The organism is Streptomyces sp. P9-A4 (genome assembly GCF_036634195.1).
In the GTDB taxonomy this organism is placed as follows: domain Bacteria; phylum Actinomycetota; class Actinomycetes; order Streptomycetales; family Streptomycetaceae; genus Streptomyces.
The window spans coordinates 3,652,381-3,664,031 of the sequence record NZ_JAZIFY010000001.1; the positions used below are offsets into that span (position 1 = coordinate 3,652,381).

An 11,651-nucleotide genomic window follows, 5' to 3' on the forward strand; every position below is an offset into this window, starting at 1 on the left:
CGCCGTCCGGCGCGTCTCCAGGTTGGGACGGCACGGACGGCGGGAACGGCACGGGCCCCCGCGGAGGCCGGTCGTCAGAGCGTGCGGAGCAGGACCGCGGGCTGCTCGACGCAGTCCGCCACGTACCGCAGGAAGCCGCCCGCCGTACCGCCGTCGCAGACGCGGTGGTCGAAGGTGAACGACAGCTGCACGACCTGACGGACGGCCAGTTCGCCCTGGTGCACCCAGGGTTTCGGGATGATCCGGCCGACGCCGAGCATGGCGGCCTCGGGGTGGTTGATGATCGGTGTGGACCCGTCGACCCCGAACACCCCGTAGTTGTTCAGGGTGAACGTGCCGCCGGTGAGGTCGGCCGGGGTGAGCGCGGATTGCCGGGCGGCCTCCGTCAGCCGGGCGAACTCGGCCGTGAGCGACTCCGTCGTACGGGACCCGGCGTCCTTGACCACGGGTACGACCAGGCCGCGCGGGGTCTGCGCGGCGAAGCCGAGGTGCACGGCCGGCAGCCGGACGATCTCCCGGGCGGTGGTGTCCACGGTCGAGTTGAGCTCGGGGAACCGGCTCAGGGCATGGACGCAGATCCGGGCGAGGAGCGCGAGCAGGGAGATCTTCGGCCCGCCCGCCGCGTTCATCGCGGCCCGCGCGGCCATCAGCTCGGTCGCGTCGGCGTCGACCCAGCAGGTCGCGTCCGGGATCTCCGTACGGCTGCGGGACAGCTTGTCCGCGACGGCGCCGCGCACCCCGCGCAGCGGAATCCGCTCGGCGACGGCGGACGCTCCCACCGACGCGGGCGCGGAGACGGCGGGCGCGGCGACGGCGGGCGCGGGCGTCTGTCCAGCGGTCGGCCGCTCCAGGGCCGCGAGGGCGAACTCCACGTCGGCCCGCAGGATCAGCCCCTCGGGCCCCGATCCGCGCACCTCCCGCAGGTCGAGCCCCCGGTCCCTGGCCAGCTTCCGCACGAGCGGCGAGATGACCGGCACCGGCCCCCCGTGCCCACCGACCGCCACGGCGACCGGAACCGGAGCCGGAGCAGCGACGACCGGCGCCGGAGCGGCGACAGAGGCGGGGGCGGGAGCTGCGGCGCGGGACTGCGCCACGGCCGGGTTCTCGTGCCGTACCCGGCGGCGGCGGGCGGCGGGCCCCGCCGTGCCGTACCCGACGAGCACATTGCCCGAGTACTCCGAAGACACAGCCGACTCGGCGGCGGACCCGCCCGCCGTGGGAGCGGCCCCCGGAGCCGCCTCCGCGAGCTCCTCCGGCGCGCCCGTGCCCCCCACCGCGACCGTCAGAAGCGGTGCTCCGACGGGCAGTTCGGTGCCCTCCTCGCCGAACCGGGCGGTGACCACACCGCCGTACGGGCAGGGCACCTCGACCATCGCCTTGGCCGTCTCGACCTCGACGACCGGCTGGTCGATCGCGACGACGTCGCCGACGGCGACCAGCCAGCGGACGATCTCCGCCTCGGTGAGTCCCTCACCGAGATCGGGCAGCTTGAACTCCAGCACCTGGGCCATCAGCTCCCCGCCTCCCACTGCAGTCGCGCCACCGCGTCCAGGACCCGGTCCACGCCCGGCAGATGGTGCCGCTCCAGCATCGGCGGCGGGTACGGGATGTCGAAGCCCGCGACCCGCAGCACCGGCGCCTCCAGATGGTGGAAGCAGCGCTCGGTCACGCGCGCGGCGATCTCCGCGCCGGGCCCGCCGAAGCCGGCCGATTCGTGCACCACGACCGCGCGTCCGGTGCGCCGCACCGAGGCGCAGACGGTCTCGTCGTCGAACGGCACGAGCGAGCGCAGGTCGACGACCTCCAGGTCCCAGCCCTCGGCCTGGGCGGCCTCGGCCGCCTCCAGGCAGACCGGCACCGAGGGGCCGTAGGTGATCAGGGTGGCCCCGGTGCCGCGCCTGCGGACGACGGCCTTGCCGATCGGCTCGACGGGCGTGGGGGCCTCGGGGGACCAGTCGGACTTGGACCAGTAGAGCCGCTTGGGCTCCAGGAAGACCACCGGGTCGTCGGAAGCGATGGCCGCGCGCAGCAGCCCGTAGGCGTCCTCGACCGTGGCCGGGGTGACGACATGGAGTCCGGGGGTGGCCGTGTAGTAGGCCTCGGAGGAGTCGCTGTGGTGCTCGACGCCGCCGATCCCGCCGCCGTACGGGACACGGATGACGATCGGCATCGGCATCGCGCCGCGCGTCCGGTTCCGCATCTTCGCGACATGGGAGATCAGCTGCTCGAACGCCGGGTACGCGAACGCGTCGAACTGCATCTCGACGACCGGCCGCAGCCCGTACATGGCCATGCCGACGGCCGCGCCGAGGATGCCCGCCTCTGCCAGCGGCGTGTCCGTGCAGCGGTCCTCGCCGAACTCCTTGGCGAGTCCGTCGGTGACCCGGAAGACACCGCCCAGGGTGCCGACGTCCTCACCCATCACATGGACGGTCGGGTCCTCGGCCATCGCGTCGCGCATGGCGCGCTGGAGCGCCTGCGCCATCGTGGCCGGCTTGGGCTTGCCGGCCTTCGCGGCGGTCCTGTCCGCCGCGGGTCCGGTCGTCGCCGTCGTCATCACGCCTCACCCTCGGCTTCGAGCTCGGCGCGCAGCTGCGCCGCCTGTTCGCGCAGCTGCGCCGTCTGCTCCGCGTACACGTGGGAGAAGAGGTCCATCGGGTCGAGCACCGGGTCGGCGTTCATCCGTTCCCGCAGGTCGGCGGCCATCGTCTCGGCGGCCTCCGCCGCCGCCCGCTTGCCGTCCTCGTCGAGCAGACCGCGCTCGGTGAGTTCCCTTTCGAGGATCAGGATCGGGTCGTGCGCCCGCCAGGTCTCGACCTCTCCGGCCGCGCGGTAGCGGGTGGCGTCGTCGGCGTTGGTGTGGGCGTCGATCCGGTACGTGATGGCCTCGACGAGGGTGGGGCCGCCGCCGCGCCGGGCGCGGGCCACGGCCTCGGTCAGCACCTGGTGGACGGCGACCGCGTCGTTGCCGTCGACGAGCCGGCCGGGCATCCCGTATCCGACGGCCTTGTGGGCGAGGGAGGGGGCGGCGGTCTGCTTGGCGAGCGGTACGGAGATCGCGAAGCCGTTGTTCTGCACGAGGAAGACCACGGGGGCCTGCCAGACGGCCGCGAAGTTCAGCGCCTCGTGGAAGTCGCCCTCGCTGGTGCCGCCGTCGCCGACCATGGCGAGCGCGACCACGTCGTCGCCCTTGAGGCGGGCGGCGTGGGCGAGGCCCACCGCGTGCGGCAGCTGGGTCGCGAGCGGGGTGCAGAGCGGAGCTATGCGGTGCTCGCGCGGGTCGTACCCGGTGTGCCAGTCGCCGCGCAGCAGGGTCAGCGCCTGTACGGGGTCGAGGCCGCGGGCGACCGCCGCGAGCGTGTCACGGTACGAGGGGAAGAGCCAGTCCCGGTCCTCCAGCGCGAGGGCGGCGGCGATCTCGCTCGCCTCCTGGCCGGTGGTGGACGGGTACACGGCGAGCCGGCCCTGCTTGGTGAGGGCGGTGGCCTGCGTGTTGTACCGGCGGCCGCGGACCAGCTCCGCGTAGAGCCGGAGCAGCAGCGCGGGGTCGGCGTCGGCCACGGCGTCCGTGCCGAGCACGCGCAGCGGCTCGGTCTCGGGCAGCAGCGGGGCGGGGTCGGTGCGCGGCTGCCACGCCGGCGGCGGGGTCGGCCGGTAGGCGGGGACGGCACCGGGCGGCTCTTGGACTGTCGAACTGCGCTGTTGCAACGAGTCCACCTCCTCGTGGGAGCGGGCATAAGACCCGAAGGCGGGTGGCGCGAGTGTGGTGCGCCTCACCTACCGATTGTTCGGTCGTGGAGGCATTTTGGCTACAGGCACCTTCAGCCTGTGGACAAACGGTTCTCCACAGCCTGGGATGTGTGCAGGTCGTCCACCGGAGAGAGGCGGGGGGACATGGCGGATGAACAAATGGCCGTCGACCGGAGCGAGGCTCCGGGCGGTGACTCGGGCGATGACAGGGGAGGCGCCCTCGGCGGGGCCGGGGGCGAGGTTCCCGGCGAGGTGCTGAGCGCCCCGATCGGGGCGCCGACGGGCGTGCTTCCGGCGCGCCCGCTGGACGCGATCGACCGCGACATCCTGCGGTTGCTGCAAACGGACGGCCGCGCCTCGGTGCGCTCCGTGGCCGAGCGGGTGCACGTCTCGCGGGCCAACGCGTACGCGCGCATCAACCGGCTCATCGACGACGGGGTGATCCGCGGCTTCAGTGCCCGCGTCAACCACGAGCGGGCGGGGCACGGAGCCTCCGCCTACATCACGCTCAAGATCGTCCAGAACTCCTGGCGCACGGTCCGCGAGCAGCTCAGGGCGCTGCCGGGCGCCACGCACATCGCGCTGGTCAGCGGGGATTTCGACGTCCTGCTGCTGGTGCACACCCCGGACAACCGGACGCTGCGCGAGCTGGTCCTCACCCGGCTCCAGGCGATCCCGGAGGTACTGTCCACGCGCACGCTGCTGGTCTTCGAGGAGACGGACCTGAACGCGGACCCACGCGGCTGAGGGGGCACCGCCGGCCTCCGGGGGTGATGCCCGGGCCGGGGGCGGTCCCGGGGCATTGCCCGGGGTCCCGGGCAGGCCGTGCCCCGGGCCCAGGCGGGCCCTGCCCCGGTCCCGGGCAGCGCCCCGCCCGGGACCCGGGCGGGGCGCTGCCCGTGTGAGGGCCAGGCACGGCCTCAGCAGGCCCTCAGCGCGCCGTCCGCAGCCCGTCGAACGCCAGGTGCGCGACGGTCTCGGCGAGCTGTTCGCGCTCCGCCGTCGCGTCCGGGTGCGGCCGGTACCACTCCACCAACGAGTTGATCATGCCGAAGAGCAGCCGGGTCGCGAGCCGGATGTCCACATCGGCCCGCAGGTCACCCTCCTCCGCGGCGGCCCTGAGCAGCTCGGCCACCCGCTGGTCGAACTCCCGCCGCCGCTCCATCGCCCACCGCTCGGTGCCCGTGTTGCCCCGCACCCGCAGCAGCAGCGTCACATACGGAAGCTCCGCTATCAGCACCTCGACCGTGCGGCGCGTGACGTACTCGACCCGTTCGACGGCCCTGCCGCGCACCGCGCCCGGCTCGTCGAGGATCGCGAAGAGCCCGTCGAGCGCCCGGCTGACCGCCCGCCGCAGCAGCTCCTCCTTGCCGGACACATGGTGGTAGATCGACGACTTGGAGATCCCGGCCGCCTTGGACAGGTGCTCCATCGACGTGCCGTCGTAACCGCGCTCGTTGAAGACCCGGACGGCCACGGAGAGCAGCGTCTCGGGGGTGTACGTGTCGCGCTTGGCGGTGGTCATCGTGCGTCCTCCCCGTCCCGGGCGTCTTCGACGAAGGCACGGCGCGCCGTGGCAAGGCTGGGCGCGTACCGCCCCGACGGGCAGCGCTCGTGCATCGCGTCCAGAAGCTCCCGTACGCGCGCGTGGCCCACCTTCCCGGCCCACTCCAGCGGTCCCGCCGGGTAGTTGACCCCGAGCCGCATCGCGGTGTCCACGTCCTCGGCGGTGGCCACGCCCCGGTCGACGGCGTCGGCGGCCAGATCGGCCAGCATCGCGACCGTACGGGCCACGATCATGCCGGGCACGTCCCCGATCACGGACACCTGCTTGCCGAGCGCCTGGAAGAGCCCGACCGCCTCGGCGAGGACATCGGGCTCGACGCCCTCGCGGGTCGACAGCACGATCCGGCTCGCGGCCTCGTAGTCGAGCGCGAGGTCGAAGTAGACGATGTCGTCCTTCTGGTACTCGAAGGACGTCTCGCCGTCCGCGAGGTTGAGCTCGCCGCCGCTCGGCAGCTCGATGCAACCGGCGCCGTTCTTGCGCCGGACCGTGATCCCGGCCGCCTCGAAGAGGCCGACCAGCGGTTCCGCCGGCCCGAGGTCGCCCCGGACGACGATGCTCGCCGGGGCCTCCGCCGGCGCCGCCGTGTGCGGTTCGGGCCGCTCGGCGCCCTCCGCGTACGAGAACCAGCCCCGGCCCGTCTTCCGGCCGAGCCGCCCCGACTCCACGAGCCGCCGCTGCGCGAGCGAGGGCGTGAACTTGGGGTCCTGGTAGAAGGACTCCCAGACGGAGCGGGTGACGGCCTCGTTCACGTCCTGGCCGATGAGGTCGGTCAGCTCGAAGGGGCCCATGCGGAAACCGCCGCACTCGCGCAGGGCCGCGTCGATGGTGGCCGGGTCCGCGGCGCCCTCCTCGAACACCCGCAGCGCCTCGGCGTAGAAGGGTCGGGCGACCCGGTTCACGATGAAGCCGGGGGTGTCGGCGCAGCGCACCGGCGTCTTGCCCCAGCCCTTCACCGTCCCGTACGCGCGCGTGGCGACGTCCGGGTCGGTGGCGAAGCCGCTGACGACCTCGACGAGCGGGAGCAGCGGCGCCGGGTTGAAGAAGTGCAGTCCGACGAACCGGCCAGGCAGCCGGAGCCCGCCCGCGATGGCGGTGACGGAGAGGGAGGAGGTGTTGGTGGCGAGGACGGTGTCGTCGCCGACGATCTTCTCCAGGTCGGCGAAGAGCCGCTGCTTGACGGAGAGGTCCTCGACGATCGCCTCGATCACGAGGGCGGCGTCGGCGAGCTCGGCGGGGTCCTCGGCCGCGTGCAGCCGGCCGACGGCGGCCTCCCGGGCGGTGGCGTCCAGGCGCCCCTTCTCCACGAGCCGGTCCAGGCGGGCGGTGAGGGCGGCGACGGCCTCGGCGGCCCGGCCCGGGGCGCTGTCGTAGAGGCGCACGGGGTGACCGGCGACCAGCGCGACCTGGGCGATCCCCTGACCCATGGTCCCGGTGCCGACGACGGCGACGGTACGGTCCCGCGCGACGGCGTCCACGGCGGCTCCCACGTCCCCCGCGGCCACGGCTTCCACGGCGGCTCCCACGGCCCCCGCGGCCACGGCTTCCACGGCGGCGGCGCGGTCCTGTCCCTCTGCGGCGGTCTCACTGGCGGTCACGTCGCCGCTCCCCCTGACGGTCACGTTGGCGCTCATGGAGTGATCCTCCCCGATGGGTTTTCCACAGGATCGACAGGCCCCCTTGTCCCGACCGATCGTTCGGTTACTCTAACTCCGTACGCGTCTCCCTGCCCAGCTCGACGAGGAGTTGGTCCATCCATGGCCACCGCTCAGCTGACCACCGACCGTCTGGCCGAGAAGCACCGGTCCACGCTCGACCAGGCGCTCGCCACCATTCGGACCCGTGCCTACTGGTCGCCGTACCCCGAGCACCCGAAGGCATACGGCGCGGACGGCTCGCTCGACGCCGCCGCCGGCCTCGCCGCCCACCAGTCCGCGCTGAACACCCGCTTCGAGCTGGACCAGCCCGGCACGGACGGCTGGACCGGCGGCGAGATCTCGCCGTACGGCCCGGCGCTCGGCATCGAGTACCCGCACGCCGACATGGACGTCCTGCTCCCCGCGATGCGCGCGGGCACGCGCGCGTGGCGGGACGCCGGGGCCGAGACGCGCGCCCTGGTCTGCCTGGAGATCCTCGCCCGGATCTCCGCCCGCACCCATGAGTTCGCGCACGCCGTCATGCACACCAGCGGGCAGGCGTTCATGATGGCGTTCCAGGCCGGCGGCCCACACGCCCAGGACCGCGGCCTCGAAGCCGTGACGTACGCGTACGTGGAGCAGACGCGCACCCCCGCGGGGCGCGCCGAGTGGTCCAAGCCCCAGGGCAAGCGCGACCCCCTGGAGCTGAGCAAGGAGTTCACCCCGGTCGGCCGCGGCATCGCCCTGATGATCGGCTGCAACACCTTCCCCACGTGGAACGGCTACCCGGGCCTGTTCGCCTCCCTCGCCACCGGCAACCCCGTCCTGGTCAAGCCGCACCCGCGCGCGGTCCTGCCGCTCGCGCTCACCGTCCGGGTCGCCCGCGAGGTGCTGGCCGAGACCGGCTTCGACCCGAACCTGGTGGCGCTCGCCGTCGAGCGGCCGGGCGAGGGCATCGCCAAGACCCTGGCCGTGCGCCCCGAGATCCGGATCATCGACTACACCGGCTCCACCGCCTTCGGCGACTGGCTGGAGACCAACGCCCGCCAGGCGCAGGTCTACACCGAGAAGGCCGGCGTCAACACGGTCGTGATCGACTCCACCGACAACTACAAGGGGATGCTCGCCAACCTGGCGTTCTCGCTCTCCCTGTACAGCGGCCAGATGTGCACCACCCCGCAGAACCTGCTGATCCCCCGCGAGGGCATCACCACCGACCAGGGCCCCAGGTCGTACGACGAGGTCGTCGCCGACCTCGCGGCGGCGGTCGGCGGTCTGCTGGGCGACGACGCGCGGGCGAACGGCCTGCTCGGCGCCCTGGTCAACCCGGACGTGAAGGCCCGCCTCGAAGCCGCCGCCGGTCTCGGCGAGGTGGCGCTCGCCTCCCGCGAGGTGGTCAACCCGGAGTACCCGGACGCCGTGGTCCGTACGCCGGTCATCGTGAAGCTGGACGGCTCGAAGCCCGACGCCCAGGCCGCGTACTTCTCGGAGTGCTTCGGCCCGGTCTCCTTCGCCGTCTCGGTGGACTCCACCGAGGACGCCCTGGAGCTGCTGCGGCGCACGGTCCGCGAGCAGGGCGCGATGACCGTCGGGGCGTACACGACCTCGGCGGACACCGAGCGCGCGGTGGAGGAGGTCTGCCTGGAGGAGTCGGCCCAGCTCTCGCTGAACCTCACGGGCGGGGTCTACGTGAACCAGACGGCCGCGTTCTCCGACTTCCACGGCTCCGGCGGGAACCCGGCGGCGAACGCCGCGCTGTGCGACGGCGCCTTCGTCTCCAACCGCTTCCGGGTGGTGGAGGTCCGCCGCCAGGCCTGATCCACGGTCTCGTGGAGGCCCTCCGGGGCCTCCACGACGCCTACGGCGCCTCGATCTCCGCGTACCGCTGCACCCACGCGTGCATGGCGATCGCGGCGGCGGCCCCCGCGTTGATCGACCGGGTCGAACCGAACTGGGCGATCGAGCAGACCATCTCCACGTGGGCGCGGGCCTCCTCGGTGAGCCCCGGGCCCTCCTGCCCGAACAGCAGCACACAGCGCCGGGGCAGCACGGTCCGCTCCAGCGGCACCGCGCCCGGCAGGTTGTCGATGCCGATCACGGGCAGCCCCTCGGCCGCCGCCCACGAGGTCAGCGACTCGGTGTCGGGGTGGTGCCGGACGTGCTGGTAGCGGTCGGTGACCATGGCGCCGCGACGGTTCCAGCGCCGCCGGCCCACGATGTGGACCTCCTTCGCGAGGAAGGCGTTGGCGGTCCGCACCACCGAACCGATGTTGAAGTCATGGCCCCAGTTCTCCACGGCCACGTGGAAGTCGTGCCGACGCGTGTCGAGGTCGGCGACGACCGCCTCACGTGTCCAGTACCGGTAGCGGTCGACGACATTGCGCCGGTCGCCGCCGGCCAGCAGCTCGGGGTCGTACCGCTCGCCCTCGGGCCACGGCTCCGGATGCGGTCCGACGCCGATCTCGGGGCCGAAACCCTCGTCGTACTGGACCGGCTCGGTCGCCTCGGCCGCTGACTTCTCCTCGGTGGTGCTCACCCGACGAGGGTACGGGGACCCTGCTCCTCACCCGTACGGCGCTGCTCGGGCAGCGTCTCGGCGCCCGTCCGCCGCCGCAGCAGCCGGTCCCGACCGCGTGCCGCCCGGACGCCGAGCGCCAGCAGGAACGGCGTCGGCAGGAACACGGCGTCGGCGGAGATCATCGCGAGCGAGAAGACCGGCAGCCCGAGGAGGACCGCGATCCCCGCGTGCTCCAGCATCATCGCGACCAGCAGGACGTTCTTGACCTTGCGGTGGAAGAGCGTGAAGGGGAACGCGACCTGCACGATCACCGTGCCGTAGGTCAGCAGCATCACCATGATCCCGCTGGTCCCGAGCAGCCCGGAGAGGGCCGGCCAGGGCGTGAAGTAGTCGAGGTGGAGCGGGTAGAACAGCGCCGTGCCGTCCTGCCAGCGCGAGCCCTGGATCTTGTACCAGCCGGCCGTGGCGTAGATCAGACAGACCTCCGCCATGATCACGACGAGAGCGGCGTTGTGGGCGAGGTTGGCGAGGGCGTCGAGCAGGGTACGCGGCTCCTCCGGCGCGTACCGGCAGACCAGCCACCACAGGCCGTTCCCCAGCCACAGCACCCACAGCAGCACCGGCAGCCACCACTCGCCGCTGACCTCGCTGAACCAGGTCGTGGCGAGCAGGAAGCCGCCGAGCACGACCCACAGGAGCGGACCGACACGGTCCTGTCGCGGCGGCTCCCCGGCGCTCGCGGCGCGGGCCTCACGGGCCGCCCGCCGGGCGTCGAGGGACCACACCCGCGCGCAGCGCGTGAACACGAGATAGATCGCGGCGAGGTGGAGGACGTTGTCGCCGCCGTCGCTCACGAAGACGGAACGGTTCAGCAGCGAGAGCACCCCGGCCATGAACACCACGGAGACGGCCCGGGTGCGCCAGCCCACCAGGAGCAGCACGGCGGAGAGCACCGCGAGCGCGTAGACGCACTCGAACCAGATCCGGCCGTCCGACCACATGAGGACGGTGAAGGCCCGGTTGTCGGCGATCAGCCGGTGGGCCATCTCCCAGGACCAGGGGCCGTCGGGGCCGTACAGCTCGTGGCGGTGGGGCAGCTCGCGGAGCAGGAAGACCAGCCAGGTCAGCGAGAAGCCGATCCGGACGATCGCGGTCTGGTACGGGCCGACGGAGCGGCCGGTGACGGTCTGGACGGCACGGGCGAGCCGGCGGTCGAAGGACTCCTTCGCTCGCGTCCGCGCGCGCGTGGCGGTGCCGGGGCCACCAGAGGTGGGGACGGGGGTGGGGTCGGGGGTGCTCATCGGCCCGCCTCCGTACGGCTTCGGTCGGCTTCGGCGGGCCGGTCCTCGTCGGTGACCGGCCACCAGGGGAAGTCGCGGTACGAGGGGGCGGTGCCGGTCTTCTCGGTGCTCCACGCGGGCGCGGGGACGGGCCGGGTGACGGCGCGGAGCTGGACGCGCAGCACCTCGCCGCCGAGCACCCGTCCGTCGGTGCCCCGGAGGGCGGGGAGGGCGTCGAGGCGGAGCATCGCGATCCGGCGCATGTACTGCTCCGAGAGCTCACCGCGGAGCCCGTTGGGGCGGTTGTCGTCGGAGTGGGTGCTCAGGTAGAAGTCGACGGCCCTGCGCAGCTCGTTCTGCTGGGCGTGGCTGGGCATCGGGTTGTGGCGGATCGCCGCGGTGTCCTGGGCGGTGAGGTCGGTCCAGCCAGTGGCGCGGCGGCCGCCGTCGGCGCCGGCGACCTCGGCGCGGACCTCGACGGAGACGTTCTGCTGGAGCGGGTTGGGCGCGAAGAGCTTCCAGTTCTGTTCGAACTCGGGATAGATCCAGTCGTCGACGGCCTGGCCGTGCCGCTTGGTCAGCGTGTTGGACGGCGCGACGTGCAGGAACACCATCGCGAGGTGGACGCAGGCGAACACTCCGGTGACGGCGAGCGCCACCGCCAGGACGACCTGGTAGGGCAGCGACAGGGCCATGATTCCGCTGGTCGCGCGGGCCGCCGGGGGCTCCGGTTCCCGGCCGTCGGCGGGGGGTGCCGGACGGTCACCGTCCACTCCGGCCGCGTCCTTCTCGACGTACGCGTCCATCCCGCCCCGATCCCGATCGGCCCACCTCGGTTATCCACAGGGTTGACACCATACGGGCCGTCGACTCACCATTGAAGTCATTCAACCGAACGATCG

10 protein-coding genes are annotated in these 11,651 nt (G+C 73.0%); 2 read left to right on the forward strand and 8 right to left on the reverse strand.

The window, feature by feature from the left end:
- Positions 1–74 precede the first annotated feature (74 nt).
- From V4Y03_RS16350 to pdhA, 3 genes are read right to left on the reverse strand one after another with little or no spacing between them, the layout of a single operon-like run.
- The gene (locus tag V4Y03_RS16350; RefSeq protein WP_332435400.1) at positions 75–1,511 is read right to left on the reverse strand and encodes a dihydrolipoamide acetyltransferase family protein; all 1,437 of its coding nucleotides are present in this window, start codon (positions 1,509–1,511) and stop codon (positions 75–77) included.
- Complete coding sequence (locus V4Y03_RS16355; protein WP_332435401.1) at positions 1,511–2,557, reverse strand: alpha-ketoacid dehydrogenase subunit beta; 1,047 nt, start codon at positions 2,555–2,557, stop codon at positions 1,511–1,513. Before V4Y03_RS16355 ends, V4Y03_RS16350 begins: the two co-directional genes overlap by 1 nt.
- Positions 2,557–3,717 carry a pyruvate dehydrogenase (acetyl-transferring) E1 component subunit alpha gene (pdhA, locus tag V4Y03_RS16360; RefSeq protein WP_317878663.1) on the reverse strand — a complete coding sequence of 387 codons (1,161 nt, stop codon included), beginning with the start codon at positions 3,715–3,717 and terminating at the stop codon, positions 2,557–2,559. The genes V4Y03_RS16355 and pdhA overlap by 1 nt, the downstream gene beginning before the upstream one ends.
- Before the next feature lie 177 nt (positions 3,718–3,894).
- On the opposite strand from pdhA, the gene V4Y03_RS16365 reads away from it, so the two are divergent.
- Positions 3,895–4,497 (forward strand): Lrp/AsnC family transcriptional regulator, encoded by a 603-nt coding sequence (locus V4Y03_RS16365; protein ID WP_317878664.1) that lies wholly within the window; start codon positions 3,895–3,897, stop codon positions 4,495–4,497.
- A gap of 184 nt (positions 4,498–4,681) precedes the next feature.
- On the opposite strand, the gene V4Y03_RS16370 is transcribed toward V4Y03_RS16365, so the two are convergent.
- Both V4Y03_RS16370 and V4Y03_RS16375 read right to left on the reverse strand, forming a co-directional pair.
- Positions 4,682–5,275: a TetR/AcrR family transcriptional regulator gene (locus tag V4Y03_RS16370; RefSeq protein ID WP_317879001.1), complete on the reverse strand. Its 594-nt coding sequence runs from the start codon at positions 5,273–5,275 to the stop codon at positions 4,682–4,684.
- Positions 5,272–6,792: a 3-hydroxyacyl-CoA dehydrogenase gene (locus V4Y03_RS16375; protein ID WP_443079875.1), complete on the reverse strand. Its 1,521-nt coding sequence runs from the start codon at positions 6,790–6,792 to the stop codon at positions 5,272–5,274. The genes V4Y03_RS16370 and V4Y03_RS16375 overlap by 4 nt, the downstream gene beginning before the upstream one ends.
- A 279-nt stretch (positions 6,793–7,071) precedes the next feature.
- Here V4Y03_RS16375 and paaN point away from each other — a divergent pair, with 279 nt between their 5' ends.
- Complete coding sequence (paaN, locus tag V4Y03_RS16380) at positions 7,072–8,769, forward strand: phenylacetic acid degradation protein PaaN (RefSeq protein WP_332435403.1); 1,698 nt, start codon at positions 7,072–7,074, stop codon at positions 8,767–8,769.
- Positions 8,770–8,809: 40 nt separating this feature from the next.
- On the opposite strand, the gene V4Y03_RS16385 is transcribed toward paaN, so the two are convergent.
- From V4Y03_RS16385 to V4Y03_RS16395, 3 genes are read right to left on the reverse strand one after another with little or no spacing between them, the layout of a single operon-like run.
- On the reverse strand, positions 8,810–9,487 hold the full coding sequence (locus V4Y03_RS16385; protein WP_332435404.1) for a TrmH family RNA methyltransferase: 678 nt from the start codon (positions 9,485–9,487) through the stop codon (positions 8,810–8,812).
- Positions 9,484–10,770 (reverse strand): HTTM domain-containing protein, encoded by a 1,287-nt coding sequence (locus V4Y03_RS16390; RefSeq protein WP_332435405.1) that lies wholly within the window; start codon positions 10,768–10,770, stop codon positions 9,484–9,486. Before V4Y03_RS16390 ends, V4Y03_RS16385 begins: the two co-directional genes overlap by 4 nt.
- Positions 10,767–11,555: a DUF5819 family protein gene (locus tag V4Y03_RS16395; RefSeq protein WP_332435406.1), complete on the reverse strand. Its 789-nt coding sequence runs from the start codon at positions 11,553–11,555 to the stop codon at positions 10,767–10,769. The genes V4Y03_RS16390 and V4Y03_RS16395 overlap by 4 nt, the downstream gene beginning before the upstream one ends.
- Positions 11,556–11,651: the final 96 nt, after the last annotated feature.